Source organism: Bradyrhizobium sp. USDA 4506, from assembly GCF_054058795.1.
On the sequence record NZ_JBSSBM010000002.1, the window covers coordinates 8,670,813 to 8,693,381 of the forward strand.

The following is a 22,569-nucleotide window of genomic DNA, read 5'->3' on the forward strand; positions in this document are numbered from 1 at the left end:
TTGAGCAGCCGCCAAATCTCAATACGTTGCAGTTTTCAGACATTCCGGTTCCAACGAAAGCAATCCAATGGCCGAGTCGGCTGGTCCCTCCAACCAGGAGGGCATCTTCTATCAGAACAGCGTCGCCTCGCAGTATCTGGCCGAATTGTTGAGCCTGCAGCCGATCCCGCCTGGTGAGCGCGTCGTGGAGGTCAGGGTGGAGGCTCCTGCGCACGTCGACGATATGGTCGTGCGATACGCGGATGGACATCGCGACTGGATACAAGCGAAGTCCAGTCTGCGCCAGTCTGGGGAGCCCTGGGGCGATCTCTGGAAATCTTTCGCCGCCCAGGCGGCGAACCGGACATTTGATCCGGATGATCGGCTCGTCATCGCAATCGGACGGCGGACCGGCCTTTCGGATCGGTTGCAGGCGCTCATAGATCGCGCATCGACTTCCGAGAGCGCAAGCGAGCTGCTGGCTCGTGTGGGTTCGGATTCCGCCCACACGTATCGAGCGATCGAAGAGGTCTTGCCCGACTCCGTCTCTCCGTTCCGTCTTTTGAGACACACGCAGTTGCGCGTTCTACCGCTCGAAGACATCGAGGCCTGGTTCGCCCGGCTCGATCTGGGCACAGCCTCAGCCGTCCCGAGACCGCTACTCTCCAATCTTCGCGATATGGTCGGCGGCGCGGCCAGGTTTAGAGGCACTTTCAGGGCCTTGCCGTTGCGGATCAGACTATCGCAAGGCTTCGGCACGGACTTGTTCGAGCCGAGAGAATGGGGGCTGGCGGCCTATCGAGGCACCCTGCAGCGTTCGGCGCGCGTGGAGGTGCCCGGCAAAGGCATCAGCGCGCCTGTTCGAGACCTTGTTGTCTGGCCGCGCGTGCGACGCCGCAATGCCGGACCGGCACAGGATTTCGAAGATGAAATCCCGCGTTGGGATCCCGGACGGGAGTCCGGCGACGTCGACCTTTCGCGCTTTCCGCAAGCCGACCTCGCTCGCTGCATTCTGATCGCGGGACCGGGTATGGGCAAATCGACCCTGATCTCTGCATTGGTGGCCGGTTTGGTAAATACCCCGATCATTCCCGTCGAAATTCCTCTTGGCAGCTTCGCTGCGAACGGCGAGAGCGTGATGGAATTTTTGCAAGGGCCGATCAATCGGGAATATTCGGTACGCGTCGACTGGCAACGGGTTGCCGATCAGGGGCTGATTTGCGTTTTTTTCGATGGTCTCGACGAGGTGGCCACCTCCAGGCGCGGGCCATTGCTGCGCAAGATCGGCCTCTTCTCATCGCGTTTTCCCGACGTGCCATGGCTGCTGACCGTTCGCGACCCGGCCGCATTGAACGGTCCGCTGGATGGTGAACTACTGGAGCTCCAGCCATTCGACAATCCAGAGATTTCCAGCCTGGTCGACAAATTCAAGGTCTGGTCACCCGGCCTGGACCGCTGGAATTTTACCGACGATCTGAAGGGTTATCCCGACCTGGCGCGGCTTGCGCGGATACCGCTGTTCCTGTCGATCATGCTTGCGAGCTGGTCGCCGAACACTCTCCTGCCTCGAAAGCGAGCGGATGTAATCGAGACCTATTTAGGGACGCTCTTCGACCCCGATCGTCAAAACCAGCTACTGCCGACGTTGACAGGGGCCCGGTTGCGGGAGGTTGCGCAAGCTCTTGCCTTCAACAGTCTCGAGCGGGAGGAAATAGGATTGTCGAGGCGGCAAGCGTTGCAGGCCATCGCTTTGCACGCCGACGGTCCGGCTGATGCGGTGCTCGGCCAGCTGGTGGCCGCAGGGGTGTTGCGTTCAGCCAGCGACGGTCGGCTCCAATTCCCCTATCCTGTCGTCCAGGAATATCTGGCGGCGGCACATCTCGTCGACAAGGAATCCGACCAGATCGCGGTGCGCATCGGTGATGTCGTAAAGAGACCCTGGGCGCAGGTCCTTCAATTCGCGCTCGAACTCCTTGCCGATCCTACGCCCCACGTGAGGGAAATGCTGGATGAGCAGGACGACGTATTTTCGACAGGACTACGTCTGATCGGCCGTTGTGTCGCCAACGGAGCGGCGGTAGCTCCCGAATTGCGCAACGAAATCGGTTCACGGCTCGCCAGGCTTTGGGGAGAATCAAGCTACCATATTCGCGAACGCGTGGGCCGACTGATAGTCGATGCCTACGCGGATCCCCTTCATTCCGAGGTCCGCAAGCGACTTGGCTGGCGTTGGCTGTTGAGCAGCGGAGCAGGCGAAATCATAAGCCGTGCGGCGGATCCTGCTCTTACCCGCGCAGTCGTGCAGCAGCTGTTCGATCGCAAGCTCGAACGCTTCATGAATCTGCACGATTTCAAGGATGCTCTTCAGGCCATCGCGTCCGAAGTAGCGGCCAGGATCGCTACCTATGCGCGGCATCCCGATGCTACGGAGAACGTTTTTGAAGCCTTGGGGGAGTTTCTGGATCATATAAGCGTATCTGGCGAAGACGCGCTACCGCTTGCAGGCATGGCTCACGATGTCGGTCTTCCGTTGCATCTGCGACTCGCTGCCCGGGGTGCGATTGCCGACCCGCCGGACGAGAGCAGCATTTCGATGGCCAGAGACGGACTCGAGGACAGCGAATGGAAAGTCCAGTCGGCAGCGTTGAGAGTCCTCGCTCGATGCCTTGACCCGGCTGATGCATTCGGGGTCATCCTGACCGACGGCGACGTCACCGACGAGGCGAAGGCATATCTTGTCGAGCACATGGGCATGGCTCTGCGCGATCCGGCGGCGAGGGGGCAGGTCGCCGGCAAAATCCTCGAGCTTCCAAATCTCGACGCGCGGCATGCCGACATCCTGCGGATATATCGTCTCCGGGCGGGTGACCGACAGGCGATGATAGATATGGTTGAGCGCCTGGATACGCTATCGAGCGAAATGGCACAGGCCGTGCTGATATCGCTCAACCAGTTCCCCGAAGGGGCCATTGGTCTGCGAGCGCTCGAGAAGGTGCAAAGCCGCCTCGACAGGCCTTCCGAGGTCCCCGGACTCTCCAGAGCGGCTCTTACCGGTCTGACGGAAAGGATCAGCCATGATGGCTGGTCCTCCTACGCGATTGACCCTGCGGGGCCGCACCCTTCGCTCGAAGCCTGGTCTGTCATGTTCGACCGATGGATCGCCACGAACGGTCTGACGAAAATCGAGCGACTGAGGGCGCTGAGCGGTTTGTTGAAGCATCGCCCGGAACTCATCGAGGCGATCAAGGACATCGTATTCAGCGCCGTCGATCCCGATGCTCGCGAATGGGATGAGGACCAGGATGGACACCATCTTCGGCACGGTCTCGACGAGCTCAGGCGTATGCGCGTGCACGTGCCACTAGATCTGGCCGAAGCATTCATCAGGGCACGGCGGTCGAATCTGCATTACGCGGGCGTGAACGTGCTCGAAGCGCTGGCGACCGAAGCGGCACTGGACCGTTTGCTGGCACTTTACAAACATATGGAACCTGATCGTCAGTCCTATATGCTTGGCGCGATCGAGGTTGTCGCAAGCCGTCTCAATATCACGATCACCGAAGAACATCTCGAGCGTGGCTTCTTGTGAGCCTTCGTCTTGCTTCGGCCGCCCCCTTCAAGTCCAGCTGTCGGTCCGCGGCTGCCGTGTGCACTTAATAGGGTTTCCTCATTTCGTCGTCCGGTTCTCCGCTCGCACCCCATGCGCACACTGGCGCAAGGGCACGTTTGCGGTGTGATGATCACAGTCCGGCGCCCGACCATTCGGCAACCGCAGTCCGGAACCAGCGACGCGTGCCGAATATGGACGGATCAGTCGTCCAGCAGCGCAGCCACGAGATTGCCCGGACGAGGCTCGGCCTTCTTCGGATTCGTCGTTATTTTACCGCGGCGCGGATTCCGACAGGATCCGGCTGCTGAATCCCATGCTTCTCCCAGGGATGCCCCTGGGCGGACCAATGTCTCGCATGTGACAAGATCGGTCAGGCTGGAGCGGCGGCAAGCTCAGGGATTGTGGTCGTTCCCCCGGTGAAGCTACCGATCCGAACGGGGGCGGGTCGCGTGGCAAAGGAGGAGATGGTGAAGCAGAGCCAGTTCTTGCTGATGGCACTTGCTTGTGGCTTCATCCTGGCCTTTCCCCCCCAGGTTCATGAAATCTATCGGGCCATGGCCGAGGCGATCGCCATCGGTGTTCCTGGTGCGTGGATAGAGCCAGCTCTGTCTGCGATCTTCCTGGTGCTGCTTTGTTGGGGCTTGCTGGTCCTGGATCTCACCTATGGTCCGCACACCGCCGGGGACGGATCGCGAAACCCCGGCATCATGCAGCCGCTCATCACTCAATTGCCAATACTCGGCGCAGCGCTTGGAGTTTATTGGTCCAGAGTTGACGGCAAGGCGCTGGAGCCGGTCCGTTCGGCTCTCATGCAGGCGAGACTGGACTATCTCGTCCTCGATGGAGCCGGGACGGCTGAGCAGGTCGCTCCGATCGCAGACAGGTTCTCGTCGAACATCATGCGGTTCAACGATTATCTGCTTTACGCGTCGATCGCATGCGGGGTGGCGGCGCTTGTTTCCGCCATGCTGTCGTTCGTGATAGTCGCAGGGCGGTCCCGCCGTTCGACGGGCTGCGGCCCTGCATACCTGGCCGTCGCTGCAATAGTCGTTTCGGCAGGTTTGATCGCCTTGTTCGCCATCTCGGAAACGAGGGTATCCGCAGCAAGAACATTGATGCCCGCTCCGCTGCTGGCGACGGCTCTGTTTCTTGCAGGCTTCTGGCTTTCGTGGCTGGCGGCGCTGGGTCGCAATCGAGCATTTCCGATCATAACCGGCATTGTTCTGGCGGCCATCTTGTTCTCGGCGCTCGATCTGAACGACGATCATCGCGTACGCACGGTTTCCAAACCTGGCTTGCCCGCGAAAAAGGCAGTCGGCGATGAATTCGGGGCCTGGCTGAAAGTCCGGGTCGACCCACATGTCGATTCAGGCAGAAGATTCCCGATCTACCTGGTCGCGGCGCAGGGAGGCGGCATCTACGCCGCCTATCACGCCGCCAGCTTCCTCGCGAGCGTACAGGATGACTGTCCGCGGTTCGGCCGACATATCTTCGCGATCAGCGGTGTCTCCGGAGGCAGCGTCGGCGGTTCGGTGTTCGCGTCATTGCTGTACCAGGCCAACGAAGCCAAAGCGCTCGACCTTATCGCGGACCGTCCCTGCCGCAAGACCAACGACACGGCGCCCGTCTTCCAGGATGCGGTCGATGAGTTGTTGAGCGAGGATTATCTTGCCCCGCTTCTGGGCAGCTTCCTCTTCACGGATTCCTTCCAGCAGATCCTTCCAGGGCCTGTTCGTCCATTCGACCGGGCGCGTTCGCTGGAGCTGGGATTGGAGCAGTCATGGCAGACCATAATGGGGTCGAAGCAATTCAGGATACTGCGCGGAGAGAACAACAAGCTGAGCTTCCCGCTGTCATCACGATTCACAAGCCTGTGGCAGCCCGACAGCTCTCCGGTTCCAGCCCTTGTGCTGAACACGACCGAAGTCAATACCGGGCGTCGGCGCATTGTCGCGCCATTCCAGTTCGACGGTATCGATGTCTCGTTTCTCCCGGTATGGAGCGATACGGATCTGGCAAACCGCTTTCCCGAAGCGGTACCGGATATTCCGCTGAGCACCGCTGCGTTCCTGAGTTCACGATTTCCGTGGGTTACGCCGGCCGGATTCTTTGAAGACTCTGATCCCGACGACAAGGAGCCAACGAAGGTGAGGGTGGTCGACGGCGGCTACTTCGAGAATTCCGGACTGGCCACTACCCTGGATCTGCTTGGTTCTCTCGAGTCCGCCCTGGAGCGCGATCCCGCTCTGCAACCGTTTCGGGACAAGATCGAGATCAACATCGTCACACTTAACTCGAGGCGTTTCGATTTAGGGTCATTCGCCGGATTTGGAGAATGGGTCTCCCCTATTTCCACCATGATGAGCACGAGAAGCGCACGTGCGCCGCTGGAGACGTCCCGGGCCGAACTGCTCGTCGAACGGTCGACCAGGTCGACGACGGGCATTCCAAAGAAGCTCTTCCGCTTCGATCTTGATGGCCTGGGTTACCCATTGCCGCTCGGCTGGCGCCTGTCCGCGGTCACGCGGCTCCTGATCGCCAACCAGATCGGCACCCGATCGCGTTGCCGGGCTGTCCCAGCCGCGGGTGGCGTGATTTCGCCGGACTGCCTGAAGAGAATCATTGCAGATCAATTGGGTACCGAATGAATGCGGAGGCAATCCAATGCGGCGTATCATTGCGGCGTTAGTCCTGACCCTTTGCGTCTCACTGTCGCTGGCGCAAAACAGAAGCCCCGAGTCGCTGACGTGCGCCCAGCAACTGGCCGAGCTCGGCGAGCAGTACAACACGGAATGCGCGCCCAAATTCGGCCGGCCGCCCTCATGCGACAGATGTCCGCCGGATTCGACAAGCTGTCTTCCCAAATGCAACGAATGCAAAATCATCTACCAGGAGATGAAAAAGAAGGAAGGCCTGTGCGGGGAGTAGCCTCACTTCTGCGTCGTTCGTCTGCCGCGGTGATGCTGGTGGCCGCTGTCTCGTACCCGGTTGGCAGAACCGTGGCAGCGGATCGACCGATCCCGTCGAAAGAGACAGCCCGAAATGCATCTCAGGATCAACAAAGCATCGAGCTTGCCAAAGCGATAATGGCTGCCGATCCCAGGCTTCGAGACTTGATACCGGGGGCCGATCCGAACGCTGCGATCTTCATAAACCATCGAAGCCGGAAGTACGATCTTTCGCTGTTGACGATCGCGGTGCTCCTTGGAGACGAAGATGCGATTGCGGCGCTGATCGATGCGGGGGCGCGACGTGGAGAGTCCTGCGACGTCGGATACCTCATCTCTGTCAGCCTGCCTCTCAACTCCATTCTTCCTGAGTTCACGACCCGAAGGGCCGGCCTTCCCCGCATCATGACTGGCCAGGCCGCGACGTCCTGCTTCCTGGCCTCTCCCTACCGTCGGGCCTCCAGACCGTCAGATCAGCCGTTGCTGGACGCGGTGGTCGCCGGAAACCTCGAAGCGGCAAGGCGTGCCGTCTCGCATGGGGCGGACTGGAACGCCAGAGAGCAAAAACTGCCCGGGAACGTCGTATGGCCCGGACGTACGGCGCTTATGATCGCCTTGATCGAGCGTCGGCTCGAAATCGCGGAATTTCTGGCGAATGGCGGCACAGACGTAAACGCAAAAGCCGCGATAGCCTCCCGATGGGGTGGTGTGGACGGCCTCGACGCGCTGAAGATCGCGATACACCTCAAGCAGCGGGATATGTTCAAGTCCCTCCTCGAACACGGCGCGGATGCGACTGCAGTCGACGAAGACGGAAACTGGGCCATTCATGAAGCGGCTTCGGGCGGTGATACGGCCGCCATCAAGGCTCTGCTCACGGATGATCCTCGCCTCAAGGCCAGGGCTGCGATCGTTGCGCGAAACAAATCCGGTGAAACATCCCTCGTGCTGGCGGTCAGGTCTCACCGGCCTGATGCCGTTCTTTATCTCGTCGAGCGGGGCAGGGCGCTATATGGAAACGACTTTCTCGAGTACTATGGGAATGGCGCCCTCGACGAGGTCCTGACCCTTCGTTTCACTGGCAGTCAGGAGGCAGCCGGCATCGACCGGGCCAGACGCAAGGCTGGCGAAATCCTGACCATCCTTCTCCGCAACGGGGCGGATCAATCGTTCAGGGATGAGGAGGGCAGGACGATCCTGATGAGATCCATCCAGGCCGGCCTGGACCTGGACGCGATCCAGTCGATACTTGACGGCGCCCCTCAACTGGATGCCGTCGATCGCAACGGGAAGGACGCCTATGCTTTCATCCAGGGCCGCGGCGATGCGAAAGAGCTGGAAATCCTGCTCGATCGATCACGCGGGAAGGCTCGCTGAAAGCTCAACAGGCTGAACAATAGTTTTGCCCGTTGATATTCATCCAGCAGCCCGAGCGCCCATTGGGGTCGGTACATTGACCGCAGCATCGGGGGGCGCGGCTTTGAGCGAACCGCCAGACGTTTGCGGATGAGCTCGGGATATTCTTGCACATTGCCGGTGGAGACTTGGTCGAGGTTTCGACAGCCTTTGCCGAAGTCGTCGAGAGTAGCGCGATGAGAATCAGTGACGCGTACTTCATATTGCGCTCCTGCCGAAGGTGAAGAGAACGGGCACCGTCGCACACTGGGCCGTAGATATGCGCAGCGCAACCAGGGGATACCCTTGGCCGGACCGGGCTGCTTTCCTTCGCGTGTCGCCACACCATCTTGCGCCGGCCGCGACGGCATCCGCCGGACTGACCATGCAACGTTTGGCAGCCTTGATCCATGCTCAGAGGAAAGTCGTCGTCCGGCGCTTCGCCGACGCGGCGTGCCCCATGATCGGCTCAGGATCAAGGGAGAGGCCAAAAGCCCTCGACAGAGTTACCAGGGAACATCCGGAAGAGACCGAGCACATCCTGTCTTCCGAAGGATCGGATGCGATTACGGGCGGCGCCTTAGGGACTCTCCCAGTACACCTCAATGGCGCAATTTGATCCGATGGGTGCGTTATTCATCGGAGCGACATCGCATGATCGAAGCGTTTTCCGTAGCGACAGCGCATCATTTTCAGGATGCCATGGCCTCCCAGGCCCGGCTGAGACACGAGGTCTTCGTCAGAAGAAGGAAACTGGATCACTCGTCCTGGCGAGGACTTGAGTTCGACGAATTCGACACCCCGGCCGCGACCTACCTGGTCTGGCGAGACCGGGAACGGGTGGTACGGGGATTGGCACGGCTTCTGCGCACGACGGGACCGTACATGCTCCGCAGCTACTGGCCGCAGCTGGTCGAAAATCGTGACCTTCCGGCATCCTCAAAAATCTTCGAGGTTACTCGCGTGTGCGTCGACAAGCGCGTCGAGCCGGTGATCCGGCAGACCATCTTTCCCGAGCTTCTGTGCGCCATTCAGGAGTTCCTGTTGCTGGATCGCGGTATAGGCATGATCGGGGTGACCCGCGAACATTTGCTCGCGCACTTCATCCGGTCGGGAGTCCAGTGGCTGGGTCCAACCCGGCTGATCGAAGGTGAGATGGAGCGCGCCTTTTTTGTCCCGACCCAGAGTATACGACCGACGTGGCACTGCGAAAAGCTTGGCATCGGCAGCAACGTTCTGGCCTTTGGGCCCGAAACGGCTTCCGAAAGGAATGCAGCATGACCGCAACGTGCCGCGAGCCATGCAGCGAGGATACGGCAAGTAACATGGCGGACGCGCTGACCTATCTTGGACGAGTGGCACGCGATGCCGGCTATCACGCGCTTGTCGGTGATATTCTGGCGATCCGCGACAAGTTGAACTGCATTGCGAGAGCGGAAGAGGCGGCACGGGCCAGGAGGGCAAACGCATGAAGCCGAAAGCGACTTTTTCCGATTCCGACCATGTTGGCTTCTTCGCGGATCACGAATCGAAAGTGCGCTCATATTGCAGACGCTTGCCGGCTCTCCTCGCCTCCGCCCGGGGCGCCGTTATCCGGGACTCCAGCGGCAACGACTATGTCGATCTTCTGTCCGCCTGTGGCTCGCTGAACTACGGGCACAATCACCCGCAACTCCGGTCCGCGGCCGTGAATTATCTTTTGTCAGACGGGCTTGCCGCGGGCCTCGATTTCCATACCGAAGCCAAGCTCGACTTCATGTCGAAGTTCGAAGAGCGGATCCTCGCTCCTCGCCGGCTGCGTTACGTCATGCAGTTTCCTGGCCCGACCGGCACCAATTGCGTCGAGGCGGCCATAAAACTTGCTCGCAAAACCACCGGCAAGTCGAACATCGTGGCGTTCACCAACGCATTTCACGGAGTCTCGATGGGATCACTGGCCGCGACCGGCTCGTCCTCGTGCCGGGCGGCCGCACGAGGTCTTCTGGGCGGCGTGACCAGATTGCCCTACGACGGCTACTGCGGTGCAGGTCTCGATGACATCACGCGCTTCGAGCGGATGGCTGCCGATCCGTCGGGCGGAGTGGAGCCCGTCGCAGCCATAGTGGTCGAGACGGTCCAGGGAGAAGGCGGGCTGAACGTTGCATCGATCGAATGGCTCGGTGGCCTTGCCACCGTGGCGAAGCGGCTCGGAGCTCTTCTGATCGTGGACGAGATACAGACGGGATGCGGTCGCACCGGCCCGTTCTTCAGCTTCGAGCGCGCCGGCATTCAGCCTGACATCGTATGTCTTGCGAAGTCGATCGCGGGCTATGGCTTCCCCATGTCTCTGCTCCTGCTGCGGCCGGAGCATGACGTGTGGTCGCCTGGCGAGCACAATGGAACGTTTCGTGGTAACTCGCTCGCATTCGTGACCGCTGCCGCCGCCCTGGATCTCTGGACCGGAGAGTTCATCGACGGCATCGAGGCGCGCTCCCGGCTGTTGGCGGACTGGTGTCGTTCGATGGTCGCCCGCTATTGCGGCCGTGTTTCCGCAAAGGGAATCGGCATGATGCGGGGATTGCGGTTTTCGGACTGTTCCGACGCCGTCCGGGTGGCCGAACACGCAGCACGTGAGCGTATCGTCATCGAGTGTTGCGGACCTCGCGACGAAGTTCTCAAGATCATGGCTCCTCTCAATATCGAGATCGATCTGTTTTCCTCGACACTGGAGCGGCTCGCGCGGATCATCGATTCGGTTCTGGGATCGAACGAAGCTGTTCTCCGCCTAGAGCGAAATGATGCCGTTTCTGATCCCCATGATCACTGCGGTGATGCGATTGCCGGCCCCGAGCTTCCTCATGCTGTTGCCAACGTGGAACTCCACAGTCTTCTGGGAGATGCCTAGGATCTCGCCGATCTCCCAGTTGGTCTTGCCTTCCTTGCACCACTTGAGGCATTCGATTTCCTGGCTGGTCAGGACCACCGCTTCAGGCTTTCGTCTGTCGATCAGTTCGCAGTATCTGAGCCAGTACTGGATGCTGACCATGTATATGTAGGCCGACCTGTCGGCATCCGGCACTCCCTTATCGCGAAAACTGAGACTGATCAGATCGGTTTCGCGAGCCGGTCCCCGTATGGGAATTGTTATTCCGGAATGGACGCCCAATTCCCGACACTCCTCGAAGAAGCTTCGCTGGGCTCTGCTGATTTGATCCGGATTGCAGGTGTCGGACCACCGGAACGGAGCGCGCGCACTTTGCACGCGCTGGACTACGGGGTCGATCTTGTCCCACTCCATCGACCGGTAGGTGTCGAGATAGCCGGACGGAAATTCGCTCCATGGAATTGAAATGAGGCGGTTGTGACGGGCTCTCGCGAACACTGCGTTCTCGTAGCCAACCTTGCGCATCGTCGCGAGGAACAGATTCTTCAGCTCGACGTCGTTGTTCGCTTCCCGGGTTCTCTCGATGAATTCCTCTACAGTCGTAATCATGGTGCCTCCCCCGGCTCCATCGGATCTAGCCGGCGTGCTTCAAAAACTCCCTCATGTGCCTGTTGAAAGTAGCCGGTACCTGCCAGTGAGGCGCGTGGCCGGCGTCTAACAACACGGGTCCTCCCCTCCAGATATTCCGGTACCTCAGCCCCTGCACGTAATCGATCTTCAGGAACGGATCCCGGGCTCCCTGAAGGATCGCCAGCGGACGTTCGTCGGTGCCAACGGTCTGGACCTCGTCCGCGCCCACGCCGGCCATGCCGTTTCGGACCATCCAGTACCGGGCGTTACCGTCAGTCACAGTGGCAGCGCGCAAGTGAACTGGCGAAGCGCGGTTTGTTCCCATCATCGCCCGAACATATCGTTGGCAGTCGTCGGGTGAGAACCTCTGGCGGCCAGCCAGAGCGGTTGACGGCGTCCATCGGAATCCGGCTCCCACGCCCTCAGGATTTAGCCGGACGGGAGGCGTACCCGTGAGCGCAAGCGACCTCACCTCGCGATACCGCGCGAGCATCTCGAGCCCGATATGGCCGCCCAGCGACCATCCGATGACATGGTACGATCGATAACCAAGTCTGGTCATGAGGCCGTGAAGCAAGGCCGCATAGCCCGGGAAACTGTAGGTCTTTCGTGGCGTGCACGACCAGTCGGATGCTCCGTGTCCGGGAAGATCGGGGGCCACGACGGCGAAGCCGTCATTCTCCAGCGCTCGGAACTGACCCGCAAAGACTTCCTTCGAGGAAGAATTGCCGTGGATCAAAAGAACTCCGATAGTGCCTGGAGCACTTTCCAGGACACCCAGACGCAGCCCCTCGATCGCGCGCTTACGCGAGCGCATGGATGGCCGCCAGACGGAATGAGGCCTGCGCCTGCGCAGGAGCGACAATATTTCTCAAAATACGAACTCACACAACCTTCGGAAACATCGAACCTAATATTCCCGTATTGATGCACCAACAATTTTGCCGGTCAACAGATTTCATGCGTGCATCGCAGCGGACGGCCGACTGATTTGGTTCGTTTTGTACAGAGCGTGGAGCGCTCCCTGCCTCGTGGACAGAATCCAGGCTGCCTGAAAGAGCGACTGCTGCGAGCTTCAACCCGGCGCCCGGTCGCCATCTTCGCACCATGAGCCACCGGCTCGAACACAGTTACGGCGCGGTCCTGCGCCGGGCGAGCAGCAACCGCACGGCGCGGTGTGCCTCTTCGAGTTCGAAGCCGGGCACGATCCTGACCCGGGAGCAGTCCGTTGCGAACCATCGCGCACGGCAGCCTAGTGAACCTCCTGGGCCTAGTGAAATACCTGGGCTTCCGCCGCTGCGGAGTGGAGCAGGGTGATCTCGTCGAAACCGCGCTCCCGCGGTCTCTGCGTGTCGGTCGCATCTCATGAGTTTCTGGCCTGCCAGGACGATAGTCACGAAGCAGAGTCCGCTGGAGGCGGCTCGCGCATCGCTTCGAGAGCTTTCGGAGCTCGGAATCGAAATTCCTTCTCACATCGCCGGGCCGATCATAGAGGCACTGCGGCTGGGTGACCTGACGAACGCGACGCCCGGGCTCCAGCAGCAGTTCTGGGCTGCGTACGGGACGCTCAACTCGAGGATAAAATCGCCGGAAGAGGCGAAACGCTACTATCGGAGATTCTTCTACGGCATTCTTTCCGCGCTGCTGCTTCTGCAGCTGTACTATTCCTCATTCATTACCGTTCAAAAGGGATTGCTCAAGGTCGGCAGCATGATCGAGGCCGCCGAGGCCGCGCCGCTGGTGGATGGTGCGGCCGGAAATGCGGATGTCAAAACGAGCGATCTCTACGAAAAGCGGAAGACCTACCTCAACGCCACAGAATACCTGATGGGAATCCCGCGGAAGTTCGGAGGGCTGTTGACGGTGATCGGCCTCGGGACAGGTCCCCAGGCGGCCAACAGACCCGAAATCGTCGCACAGGTCGAACTCGAACTGGCTACCTCCTTCGCAGGTGGCTTCCTGCTGCCGCTTCTCTACGGAATGCTCGGAGCGATCGCCTTCGTGTTGAGGCGTCTGTCCGACGAGAGCTTGTCCGGAGAAGCCCGCACCCTGAAGAGACGCTACTCGTTGCGCGTTCCGATCGGAGCGCTTTCGGGCCTCGCGGCCGGGTGGCTGCTGCAGCCAGCCACCGGTTCGATGACGGCTTCTCTCTCGCCCTTCGCGCTGGCCTTTGTCGCGGGCTACAGCGCCGATCTCGTCTTTGCCGCCATGGATCGAATTGTCGCGGCTTTCTCTGCAGCTCCGCCGGCTCCGGCTCCGCCCGAGGCGGCCGCAGCCCGGCCTGATCCAACACACAATCGGCTGAGAGCGAGTGCAGCCGACGTGGCCGACAGCAAACCCGGGCCTCCCCGAGGTACAGGCGATGGTCCCCCGCCCGAACAGGGCAAGCCGCCGGGAGGCGGCAACGGGCGGGCGCAGGCACAGGAGCCGGGCGAGGCGCCGATGCCGAGTTCGCGAGCGCAAGCAAATCTTTGATGCACATTGTGAGGATCAATTGCCATGGACGTAACGTTTGCACAGGTTCATTCGCTGGCTCCCGGAATGAACGACGAATACGCCGCCGGTTTCGGCGCGGCCGACGTCAACGACATTCTTTCCAGATACCGGATTTCGGACAACGGCCTGAGGCTGGCGCACTTCTTCGCCCAGATGCTTGAGGAGACGGGCGGCTTCCACGTGCAGATCGAAAGTCTGCGGTATTCACCTTCGCGCCTGATGGAGGTCTGGCCTCACCGCTTTCCGACCATCGATATCGCCGGGCAGTACGCCTACAACGAGGAGAAGCTCGGAAACTACGTCTACGGCGGACGGCTTGGAAACACGAACCCCGGAGACGGATTCCGCTACCGTGGGCGAGGATTGCTTCAGATCACCGGCAGAGCCTCGTACGCCAGGTACGGACAGCAACTGGGGATCGACCTCGAGGGCAATCCTGAGCTGGCATTCCATCGCGATCATTGCCTCGAGATAGCCGCGGCGGAGTGGGCCGCGAGCGGGTACGGCGGGAAGACCTGCAACCAGCTCGCCGATCGCGACGACATCGTCGGCGTCACCTACGCGATCAACGGCGGCCAGACCGGCATAAGGGACCGCCGCCTCTGGCTGGCGAAGACAAAGCCCGTCTGGGTCAGGCCCGCGTCAGCGGTCGCATCGGATACGATGACAAGTCGTGCCAACGCCAATCTCGAGGCGGCCATGGTCGCTGCGCCCGATGTTGCGGCTGCCCTCGCGGTGGCACCGGCTCCCGCTGCTGCCGCCGCGTCGGTTGCTGCGGCTGTTCCTGCCACCCCGGGCGGCTTCGGCGCGCGTGCGGCCAGCGTCGCTCTCGGGGAATGGCGCAGGTTCGGCGAGCAGACCTATGATATCTCCGGACACGCCACCCATATCGGACACAAGGAAGGAGAGGATCCGTACTACCGGTATGTGGGCGAATACTGGAAGGACGGGGTTGGCGACGGTACTCTCACCGGGCGGGATCGCAGCGTTCCATGGTCCGCGGCATTCATTTCCTGGGTCATGAAGACGGCCGGGGCGGGGGACCGCTTCAATTATTATCCGCAGCATTCGTTCTACATCTTCCGCGCGATCAGGGACCTGCTGCAGGGCAACTCCGAGGCAGGCTATTACTGCTATCAACTGAACGAATGGAAGCCCCAGGCGGGAGATATCGTCTGCTGGGCGCGACAGGCGAGCATCGACTACCAGCACCAGAACGGTGGTCACTATGCGGGCCATTGCGACGTCGTGGTGGAGGTCGCCGCCGGTCAGGTGCAGGTGGTAGGTGGCAACGTTGGCGACTCGGTCACGAAGCGTCCGCTGGGATTGAATGGAGGGGGCTATTTGCAGCCCGCGACCGAGGGGGGCGAGAACCTCTTCGGGATCATGCGCTGCAGACTGTGAAACGATTGATCCGACGATATGTCGCTGCGAATCTCAAATCTCCGCGCGACATATCGAAATGTCGATCACAAGCCCGTAGGCATATATCCGGGAGAAAGCTGTCAGTCATCTTTCGGGCGTTTTCCGGGTACGCAGCCTCCGGCCGAATTTGCGCGTTGAACGAAACGGCCGGAGGGAGGACGCATGACCGAAGATATCGCGTCAGAACCGGCGCGATCCCGCGCCGTCCCCGGGCTCGTTGTCAGTCACGGCCCAGCTCACTGCGCATAGAGAAGTTTGACCAGGTACTTCCGGGAGTAGGTGAGCGTGTCCTTGTCAGTGCCGTTCGTGTACTCGAACCCGATCGAGGAATAGGGATTGAGTTTGTATTTCAGCAGGGCCTGGTACAGACTGACGTCCATTCCGGAATTGAAGTCGTGGAAGTATTTCGCGGTGGCGACGAAGCTGAACCTGTTCTGCAGCCAGTCCGGGACGTCCGCGAACGGCAGGAAGACCATCGTCAGCCTCGCGGTCGCTCCCGCCCACTCGTAGCTCGATCTCGTCAGCCCGGTCACGCCCGGAATATCGACCTGCCGGATGTCGGTTTCTCCGCGCAGCTGAACGAACCATCCGAGGTAGGGATCGGTCTTGAGATAGCCACCCAGATGGTACCGCAGGTCATACGCGTCCCAATAGCCGTTGAAGCCCCAGGCGCGTGCCTCGCCGCGGAAATCCGTCTGGTAGTAGGGGGAGAATGTGAACACCTGGCGCAGCGGAAAGTCGCCGAAGATGCCGAAACTTCGCGCCAGCTCGAACTGGGTATCGACGCCGATCTTGGTCGAGCTTTCTTCGCTCCTGGCGCGCGGCGAGGTCAGGTTTCCGGTGGCGGAGACGAAGGGCACGACGGCCCAGCCCGATACGAAGGGAATGTACTTTTTCGGAGTGTCCGGACACAGGTCGCGGAAGAGTACGTAGGATACCTGCCCGTCGACCGCGAGCGTGCCGGTCCTGGCGACCGTGTCGCCGGTGTAGCTGACGGAAGCGCCGGTCGCGTTCTCGACCGACGGTGCCATGTAGAGAAAATTGTCGAGGCTGTCGGCTCTGACGAACAGACGCTGGTCCTGATTGCAGAATGAGGTCTTCTCCGGATCCGCGGCCGGACTGTCCGGCGGATTGGGAAAGAGCTTTGCGGCGCCACGCTCGAAAGCGCCTCCCTGCTTGTGGGAGAGCTCCCTGAGACGCTTCTGGATGGCCGCCTTCTCCTTTTCGAGAGCAGCATCCCGCTTCTTCAATTCGTCGATGCTGGCGTGCTCGATATCGGGAGTTGCGGCCCGGGCGAGCGATATCGGTGTGGTCGCAAGCAGCAAAAGCGCGATCGCGGCACGGTTTCTCATGTCTGGATCGTCCAGCCATCGGAGGCATACCATGCGAATACCAGATCCCCCATATCGCCGAGCGTATCCGCGTTCATCGCGTCGCCCTTCTGAAGGACGAGACCATCGTGTTTGAACGACGGGTACGCCATCAGCATCAGCGCGATATCCCAGTTGTTTGCATCACCGCCGAGAAGCCTGGACAGAGGCGTGGCCGGCTTGATCGGCGGTCTCAGCCCGAGAGCCGTGACGATCCGCGAGACGATCTGGACATCCCTTATCGTCCTGGCCTGCAGAGCCTGCGCGTGCTGAACCGTCGCCTGCGCGAACGGCGTCGCTGCTGCCTTTGGTTTATTCCCCGGTTTCGTGCCCATCCCTGGTCCTCCCCGAACCAAGTGTGACACCCGGCCGACGAGGCGAAAACCAGGGGAATCCCGAGCATGATCTCCATCGGGCCCGGATCACCGGCAGGAAAAATTTCGGCATGAGGTCCGGGTGGAAGAGCCCGTCTCCCGATCGCGAGGGATCGCGACGGTGTTCCCGTCGGCCACGAGGCAATCATCTCCACTCCGCTCGCAGATTGGCAAAGTCGGGCGCCGGACCTTGTATAATGCCCCGGGCAAACCGGGTTGGCAGAATTCGGAACGCCTCCTGCCGCATGCGGTATTTGGAAGCTGCGCCAGCTCCGGGTCACGCCCGATTCCATGAGGCAGTGCCTGACCGGGCGTTGGTCTGTGCTCCTGTTCGAAGAACGATTCCGGTTTCCAGGCGAATCTGCCCGCGTAAACAGTCGACGCCACACCAGAACGCGGCAGCGAGCACTAACCAGGATCGTCGGCCTGCGCCTCCATTGGCAACGATCGCCTGATAGACGAGGCGCCGCATTTCCTGAATGAATTCGGCTGCGACCGAATTTATCACGGTAGGCGCGATCGGCGCGCCCGCTTCGAAGATTGCATTTATTTCCTGAGCGCGGCCGAACGTGGAGTTCTGGCCGCGCAGATCGTACGCCGCGCGCCAATCGTCGTGGTCCTGCACCGACCTGCGTTCGACGATCCGGTGAAGATCGGTGTAGACCTGCTGTCTGATCGACGAAAGCGCGACTTCGGTCGTCACGGACGCCATGACGTATGCTCGCTTTTCGGCGAAGCCCGGAAGGTTGACGCCCTTGACCTGATCGAACTGCGTGAAGGCGATGGCCAGCTTCTGCTGTGGATGACCGCCTAACGCCGCGGCCCGTATCACCGAGAGGGACGCGGCCTGCATCGGTTGTTGAGCGTTGTCGACGAGCAGAATTACGTCGCCTCATGCAAACCGGCGCGTAATGCTCCTCGTTAGTCCCCACAATATCTGAAGCGTGGGAGCCGCCCGCCCAGCTCCAGGGCGGGAACCATCGGGCGGATTGGCATAGGTCGCTTTCCCGGGGGAGGGGGGAAATGGCTCCATTTGCCCGCCCCAAGAAGGGCCGAATCGGTCATATTACGGCAAGCCATTGATTTTGTTTAGAGATATTTTTGAGGCTGGTGCTTGTAGAGTGTCAGAAGCTCGCCTATGTTTCTGACACTGGAGTATGCGCCATGACCACCTTGAGCACCCGGATTCTGGAATTCACCAAAGAGCTGCCGGAAGGCGCGCCGATTGCTGCCAAGGCACTTTTGCATCTTGGAAAGCGGGCCGCCATCGATCAGGCTCTGTCGCGTCTTACCGAGCGAGGAAAACTCCTGCGCGCGAGACGAGGGATCTATTTGCGTCCGGTCGAAAGCCGTTTCGGAGTCAGAGCTCCGTCGGTCGAGAAGGTCGTCGAGGAAACCAGGGTCCGTAGCGGTGAGACCATCGTGTCCAGCGGAGCTGCGGCGGCTAACCGTCTTGGCTTGACAACGCAGGTACCTGTTCGCCAAGTTTACCTGACGTCCGGTCCGTCTCGCGAGCTTCACCTCGGCAAGCAAATCGTGGAGCTCAAGCATGCACCTGGTTGGCAGCTCACCCTTGCAAACCGTCGAGCAGGCGAGGTGGTGCGCGCGCTTGCCTGGGTTGGTCCAAAGACGGCACGACAAGCGCTGCGGTCCGTCAGTCAGAAACTCACTCCGACTGAAGTGAGCGAGCTGAAGTCCGCCGCCTCTTCATTGCCGACTTGGCTTGCCAGACCGGTAAGCGAACTGCGTGTCGGATAAGTTCTTAAATCTATCGGACGCCGAGCGTCGAGAGGCGCTCGGCGTTGCTGCCTCAAACTCGGGACGGCCAGCCCATCTGCTCGAGAAGGACGTCTGGGTCGTCTGGTGTTTGAACGCGCTTTTCTCCTCGGCGCTGGGCGAGCATCTCGTCTTCAAGGGCGGAACGTCGCTCTCGAAGGCCTACGGTGCCATCCGCCGTTTTTCGGAAGATGTCGATCTGACCTACGATATCCGGACAATAGCTCCGGATCTCGTGAACACGAACGACGACAACCCTGTCCCTCAGAATCGCAGTCAGGGCAAGAAATGGAGCGCGCAGGCGCGAGAGCGCCTTCCCGTCTGGGTTCGAGACCAGGCGCTGCCCGTCATTAACCAGCGCCTGAAGGATGACAAGCTTAACGCAAAGGCTGAAGCCAAGGACGACAAGATCTTCGTCACATACGATCCTTTGGAGACCGGCAGCGGTTATGTAAGTCCTGCGGTGATGCTCGAATTCGGCGCACGATCGACGGGCGAGCCGAGCGAGATACACGAGGTCGTTTGCGACGCCGGCCAATATCTCGAGACGCTCGAATTTCCCACGGCCAAGCCGAAGACCATGAAAGCAGAGCGTACCTTCTGGGAAAGGCTACCGCGATCCATGTCTTTTGCGTTCAAGGCAAATTAAAAGGCGAGCGTTTCGCTCGCCACTGGTACGATCTTGTTCGATTGGACGATTCCGGAATTGCAGAGAAGGCACTGAAAGACCGGAAGCTTGCTGGGGTCGTCGCGGAGCACAAATCCTGGTTCTTCTCGGAAAAGGATGCTGCAGGCTCGATCATCGACTATCGCGCAGCTGTCGGTGGTGCATTGAGGCTCGTCCCTGAGGGAGAGACGCGAGACGTCCTGGAGCAAGATTACAAGCACATGGTGGATGACGGTCTTTTGCTCGATACGCCAGACAAGTTCGATGAGTTGATGCGGCGCTGTGCGGACATTGAAACGCGAGCCAACAAGCCGTCCTGAACCGCCACCCAGCATCGGCAGGATACGCTAAGGCGAATCCCGATCGGTGGACGAAACCACGTTAACAACTTCGAATTCATATCTGCGGTAGGAAGTTCTGACCTCTTGTGTCGGTCTGCGGTCGATAGCCCGGATTTTGAGGCGCTTGCGAATTCCCGTCGTCTGAGGGACTCGTTCAGATACGTTTCGAGATCGACGGCCGCGGACTGGCGACTCTGGAAGGTTTTCTGGAAGGCCCCGCCGGACATACTGCCACCCTTGCCCAGGCTCACATTGAACAGGATCCGGCCGTCAAAAAAGTCCTCGAAATCCCTGAGAGCAACGATGGGGATACCTCGGAACGAAAAGCCATTCAGAAAAGTCTTTTCAGTCAGGGCAAACGGAATCACCCTTTCGACGTCGGCCGGCCAACCCGGGTCAGAACTGAGTATCGACCAATTGGCCTTGACGAAGTCGGCCTTTTTTGCCGCCTGTCTGCACGCGCCCGCCATCTTCTCCACATGCTGAAAAATCGTGAGCGGTTCGGCCGAGAACGCATCGTATTTCACTTCCCCGACATAGATCGCCTTATCGGCCAGGATCAGGAGATCGATCTCTTCGAAAGTCGTCGCGTTCGCCCAAAGCTTTCCGCGTCCCTGGACCGAGAAAGGCAGCGACGCCCGTCTAATGGCACGTGCCGTCAGGTCGGCGACGTAGGATTCGAAGCGCCTGCCAAGGTCGATGCCGTCGGCGCGCGAAATCATATGTTCGACGAAACGCTCGAAGTTCGCATGAGCGCACATTGGCGAGAGGAGCGCGTAGTTCGTCCCGAGAGGAACGAGTGGCGTGAACCATATGTCGTGCTTTTGACCTGGTACGAACTCAAATCGCGCCAACTGCTCAACGGCGAACTTCTCGTCGATGCCGAGAATGGCCGCGACGAACTTCCGGAACGAGGCCGTATCGAACAAATATGAGCCGCTCTCGGCCTTGAGGCCGTACCGAGTGAGGTTTCCGAGTGAAATGAAACTGAGAAGAAGATATATATCGAGGGTACACGATGCCGGACTATCCGCGCTGATATCCCGAATGACGTGGCGCAGGAACGGGTAGGCGATGTGATCGTGCATGCTCGCGCGGAATTTCGCGAAATCCCGCCGATTTTTCCGCCCCACGCGTAACTGACCGTCGACAAACCGGTGTTGCGCGGCCGCGAACCCTTTGAATGCACCGAAGGAGACGTGCTGCATTCTCAGCGAGCTCTCGCGCGCCAGACCAATTCGTTGGGCGATCTCAATAGCATTATCCGCGAGCGCTTCCGGCTCGACGTCCACCTCATTGCCGAGACAAAGGCATTCAAACCAGTCGTTCTTGTAAACCCGGAACTGATTGAACACTCTGAATAACAAGCGAAGATCCGGCCTTGCACTATCGCCTCGATCTGCTTGCGTCCTGAGGAATGCGCAATAATCCAGTGTACCCTTGAGGGCGTCGAAAATGCCCTCCAGGAGATCGTCGGCTGAATAGTTGTTGCCGTCGGCTGTCCGGAGGGCGCGAAGGTTCATCAGGTCGGATTCGGGGATCGTGTCGGAATCCGATGGTCGAATGAATGGTTGGTCGAATATGTGGAAACCGTCTAGCAGGGACAACAGAACCGCGGACCGGCGTATCGGCTCCGCGTGTTGCGCGGACAGGCGATAGGACGCGAGTGCGCTTCGCAAATCATCGAAGATGGCAATGAAGGTGTCATATGTCCGGCAGAAGTCGGGGGCGCTGGCGCGAAATTGCTCAATGAGCGCGTTCGCTTGATCCTTGTCAAACTTGAAATGGTCTGGCTGAAGCCTCGTATCGCTGATGATCAGCGATCGCATCTCGCGGCGATCGAGAAACGTATCCAATGCGAAATTGTAAGGAGTCATCGACCTTCCTGCGGAATCGCGCACGACGTCTCATACATCGGGTTGATTTTGAGTCACAAGCGCCGCCATTGCTCACCTTGACAACGATATCACATCTCTAGATTGTAGGCTGCCCAAGCCTGGATAATCAAAAAGTTTTCTGTTGCTTCTTTAGGTACATGATATTGCGTCTAACGCGGTCGGCGATCGCCTTGGTCTTGCGAAATGATTGTTGAATTGAGGAATTCGCATGGTTTCGCCTTTTGAACTCTTGCGCGAGGCAAATCGAGAGTATCCCGCCACGCGGATTGTATGGCCCGCGATCGCCATCGTCGCAGTGCTGGCAATCATCGAGTCATTCCGTATCAGTTGGAATGTTGCCGCCCTTGGCGCAATCGTCATTCTCGTATTGCTCATCCTGTTCTTCATCGTTTCTGCCATAGCGCGGATCCTCGGTCGCGAGCGCCAGGGCCTCGTCATCCTGCGCCTGCCGGTGTTCGTAATCGTATGGGCCTTCACCCTCAGCATTTGCGTGGTGTTGGGGCTTTGCATTAGTTGTTTCTTTTTCCGATGGCCGGGTTCATTTGCAGAACTCGTCACGTTCGGTCAGTCGGTCGCTGTCTCCCAATCCGAGAAGCCGACCCAGTCGCCACCGGTCATCCAGCCGGTACCACGCTCGGAAACGCCTGCTGCTTCGCCTTCCGGGCAGGGGCCGCAGGTCGATGTGGCGCGTGTCAACGCCTGCCTGAACGCGATCGACAAGGAAAAATTGTCCGTGGCGGAGGTGACGGTCCAATCACGTCAGTGCCTGCAGGCCGGCAGGTGAAGGGAGCACTCAA

The 22,569-nt window shown here is 60.0% G+C and carries 17 protein-coding genes and 1 pseudogene; 12 read left to right on the forward strand and 6 right to left on the reverse strand.

Annotated features, from left to right (window positions below; all coding sequences use genetic code 11):
- Window positions 1-67 precede the first annotated feature (67 nt).
- The 7 genes from ACVIHF_RS42950 to ACVIHF_RS42980 all read left to right on the forward strand — a co-directional run bounded on the left by ACVIHF_RS42950 (window position 68) and on the right by ACVIHF_RS42980 (window position 10,816).
- Window positions 68-3,568 (forward strand): NACHT domain-containing protein, encoded by a 3,501-nt coding sequence (locus ACVIHF_RS42950; RefSeq protein WP_456793957.1) that lies wholly within the window; start codon window positions 68-70, stop codon window positions 3,566-3,568.
- Window positions 3,569-4,038: 470 nt separating this feature from the next.
- A complete protein-coding gene (locus tag ACVIHF_RS42955; RefSeq protein WP_456793958.1) occupies window positions 4,039-6,237 on the forward strand; it encodes a hypothetical protein in 2,199 nt (732 codons plus the stop codon).
- Between the two features lie 16 nt (window positions 6,238-6,253).
- The gene (locus ACVIHF_RS42960; RefSeq protein ID WP_456793959.1) at window positions 6,254-6,517 is read left to right on the forward strand and encodes a hypothetical protein; all 264 of its coding nucleotides are present in this window, start codon (window positions 6,254-6,256) and stop codon (window positions 6,515-6,517) included.
- A gap of 38 nt (window positions 6,518-6,555) precedes the next feature.
- A complete protein-coding gene (locus ACVIHF_RS42965; RefSeq protein WP_456793961.1) occupies window positions 6,556-7,914 on the forward strand; it encodes an ankyrin repeat domain-containing protein in 1,359 nt (452 codons plus the stop codon).
- 672 nt (window positions 7,915-8,586) lie between these two features.
- Window positions 8,587-9,213 carry an acyl-homoserine-lactone synthase gene (locus ACVIHF_RS42970; protein ID WP_456793962.1) on the forward strand — a complete coding sequence of 209 codons (627 nt, stop codon included), beginning with the start codon at window positions 8,587-8,589 and terminating at the stop codon, window positions 9,211-9,213.
- A 44-nt stretch (window positions 9,214-9,257) separates the two neighbouring features.
- Complete coding sequence (locus ACVIHF_RS42975) at window positions 9,258-9,404, forward strand: hypothetical protein (protein ID WP_438074264.1); 147 nt, start codon at window positions 9,258-9,260, stop codon at window positions 9,402-9,404.
- A complete protein-coding gene (locus ACVIHF_RS42980; protein WP_456793963.1) occupies window positions 9,401-10,816 on the forward strand; it encodes a diaminobutyrate--2-oxoglutarate transaminase in 1,416 nt (471 codons plus the stop codon). The genes ACVIHF_RS42975 and ACVIHF_RS42980 overlap by 4 nt, the downstream gene beginning before the upstream one ends.
- On the opposite strand, the gene ACVIHF_RS42985 is transcribed toward ACVIHF_RS42980, so the two are convergent.
- Together ACVIHF_RS42985 and ACVIHF_RS42990 are read right to left on the reverse strand one after the other, a co-directional pair.
- The gene (locus tag ACVIHF_RS42985; RefSeq protein ID WP_456793964.1) at window positions 10,697-11,404 is read right to left on the reverse strand and encodes a helix-turn-helix transcriptional regulator; all 708 of its coding nucleotides are present in this window, start codon (window positions 11,402-11,404) and stop codon (window positions 10,697-10,699) included. The two genes, ACVIHF_RS42980 and ACVIHF_RS42985, sit on opposite strands and share 120 nt — an antisense overlap.
- 25 nt (window positions 11,405-11,429) lie before the next feature.
- Window positions 11,430-12,242, reverse strand: a complete 813-nt coding sequence (locus ACVIHF_RS42990) for an alpha/beta fold hydrolase (RefSeq protein WP_456793966.1) — start codon at window positions 12,240-12,242, stop codon at window positions 11,430-11,432.
- Between the two features lie 548 nt (window positions 12,243-12,790).
- On the opposite strand from ACVIHF_RS42990, the gene ACVIHF_RS42995 reads away from it, so the two are divergent.
- Both ACVIHF_RS42995 and ACVIHF_RS43000 read left to right on the forward strand, forming a co-directional pair.
- Window positions 12,791-13,900 carry a hypothetical protein gene (locus ACVIHF_RS42995; RefSeq protein WP_456793968.1) on the forward strand — a complete coding sequence of 370 codons (1,110 nt, stop codon included), beginning with the start codon at window positions 12,791-12,793 and terminating at the stop codon, window positions 13,898-13,900.
- A 24-nt stretch (window positions 13,901-13,924) separates the two neighbouring features.
- Window positions 13,925-15,325 (forward strand): DUF2272 domain-containing protein, encoded by a 1,401-nt coding sequence (locus tag ACVIHF_RS43000; protein ID WP_456793969.1) that lies wholly within the window; start codon window positions 13,925-13,927, stop codon window positions 15,323-15,325.
- Between the two features lie 257 nt (window positions 15,326-15,582).
- Here the strand turns inward: ACVIHF_RS43000 and ACVIHF_RS43005 are convergent, their stop codons facing one another.
- The 3 genes from ACVIHF_RS43005 to ACVIHF_RS43015 all read right to left on the reverse strand — a co-directional run bounded on the left by ACVIHF_RS43005 (window position 15,583) and on the right by ACVIHF_RS43015 (window position 17,943).
- Window positions 15,583-16,698: a hypothetical protein gene (locus ACVIHF_RS43005; RefSeq protein ID WP_456793970.1), complete on the reverse strand. Its 1,116-nt coding sequence runs from the start codon at window positions 16,696-16,698 to the stop codon at window positions 15,583-15,585.
- Window positions 16,695-17,051: a hypothetical protein gene (locus ACVIHF_RS43010; protein WP_456793971.1), complete on the reverse strand. Its 357-nt coding sequence runs from the start codon at window positions 17,049-17,051 to the stop codon at window positions 16,695-16,697. Before ACVIHF_RS43010 ends, ACVIHF_RS43005 begins: the two co-directional genes overlap by 4 nt.
- 316 nt (window positions 17,052-17,367) lie before the next feature.
- Complete coding sequence (locus tag ACVIHF_RS43015) at window positions 17,368-17,943, reverse strand: hypothetical protein (protein ID WP_456793972.1); 576 nt, start codon at window positions 17,941-17,943, stop codon at window positions 17,368-17,370.
- Window positions 17,944-18,254: 311 nt separating this feature from the next.
- On the opposite strand from ACVIHF_RS43015, the gene ACVIHF_RS43020 reads away from it, so the two are divergent.
- Both ACVIHF_RS43020 and ACVIHF_RS43025 read left to right on the forward strand, forming a co-directional pair.
- Window positions 18,255-18,848 (forward strand): DUF6088 family protein, encoded by a 594-nt coding sequence (locus ACVIHF_RS43020; protein WP_456793973.1) that lies wholly within the window; start codon window positions 18,255-18,257, stop codon window positions 18,846-18,848.
- Window positions 18,838-19,853, forward strand: a pseudogene (locus ACVIHF_RS43025) (nucleotidyl transferase AbiEii/AbiGii toxin family protein). Before ACVIHF_RS43020 ends, ACVIHF_RS43025 begins: the two are co-directional and overlap by 11 nt.
- Here the strand turns inward: ACVIHF_RS43025 and ACVIHF_RS43030 are convergent.
- The gene (locus ACVIHF_RS43030; protein ID WP_456793974.1) at window positions 19,745-21,751 is read right to left on the reverse strand and encodes a DUF234 domain-containing protein; all 2,007 of its coding nucleotides are present in this window, start codon (window positions 21,749-21,751) and stop codon (window positions 19,745-19,747) included. The pseudogene ACVIHF_RS43025 and the gene ACVIHF_RS43030 sit on opposite strands and share 109 nt — an antisense overlap.
- 229 nt (window positions 21,752-21,980) lie before the next feature.
- Between ACVIHF_RS43030 and ACVIHF_RS43035 the strand changes: the two genes are divergently transcribed.
- Window positions 21,981-22,556, forward strand: a complete 576-nt coding sequence (locus tag ACVIHF_RS43035; RefSeq protein WP_456793975.1) for a hypothetical protein — start codon at window positions 21,981-21,983, stop codon at window positions 22,554-22,556.
- Window positions 22,557-22,569 lie beyond the last annotated feature (13 nt).

Coding starts and splice junctions, on each gene's coding strand:
- ACVIHF_RS43000 (WP_456793969.1), top strand. CDS start 13,925: ATGGACGTAACGTTTGCACAGGTTCATTCGCTGGCTCCCGGAATGAAC.
- ACVIHF_RS43030 (WP_456793974.1), bottom strand. CDS start 21,751: ATGACTCCTTACAATTTCGCATTGGATACGTTTCTCGATCGCCGCGAG.
- ACVIHF_RS43035 (WP_456793975.1), top strand. CDS start 21,981: ATGGTTTCGCCTTTTGAACTCTTGCGCGAGGCAAATCGAGAGTATCCC.
- ACVIHF_RS42980 (WP_456793963.1), top strand. CDS start 9,401: ATGAAGCCGAAAGCGACTTTTTCCGATTCCGACCATGTTGGCTTCTTC.
- ACVIHF_RS43005 (WP_456793970.1), bottom strand. CDS start 16,698: ATGAGAAACCGTGCCGCGATCGCGCTTTTGCTGCTTGCGACCACACCG.
- ACVIHF_RS42975 (WP_438074264.1), top strand. CDS start 9,258: ATGGCGGACGCGCTGACCTATCTTGGACGAGTGGCACGCGATGCCGGC.
- ACVIHF_RS42985 (WP_456793964.1), bottom strand. CDS start 11,404: ATGATTACGACTGTAGAGGAATTCATCGAGAGAACCCGGGAAGCGAAC.
- ACVIHF_RS42950 (WP_456793957.1), top strand. CDS start 68: ATGGCCGAGTCGGCTGGTCCCTCCAACCAGGAGGGCATCTTCTATCAG.
- ACVIHF_RS43010 (WP_456793971.1), bottom strand. CDS start 17,051: ATGGGCACGAAACCGGGGAATAAACCAAAGGCAGCAGCGACGCCGTTC.
- ACVIHF_RS42960 (WP_456793959.1), top strand. CDS start 6,254: ATGCGGCGTATCATTGCGGCGTTAGTCCTGACCCTTTGCGTCTCACTG.
- ACVIHF_RS43015 (WP_456793972.1), bottom strand. CDS start 17,943: ATGCAGGCCGCGTCCCTCTCGGTGATACGGGCCGCGGCGTTAGGCGGT.
- ACVIHF_RS42995 (WP_456793968.1), top strand. CDS start 12,791: ATGAGTTTCTGGCCTGCCAGGACGATAGTCACGAAGCAGAGTCCGCTG.
- ACVIHF_RS42990 (WP_456793966.1), bottom strand. CDS start 12,242: ATGCGCTCGCGTAAGCGCGCGATCGAGGGGCTGCGTCTGGGTGTCCTG.
- ACVIHF_RS43020 (WP_456793973.1), top strand. CDS start 18,255: ATGACCACCTTGAGCACCCGGATTCTGGAATTCACCAAAGAGCTGCCG.
- ACVIHF_RS42970 (WP_456793962.1), top strand. CDS start 8,587: ATGATCGAAGCGTTTTCCGTAGCGACAGCGCATCATTTTCAGGATGCC.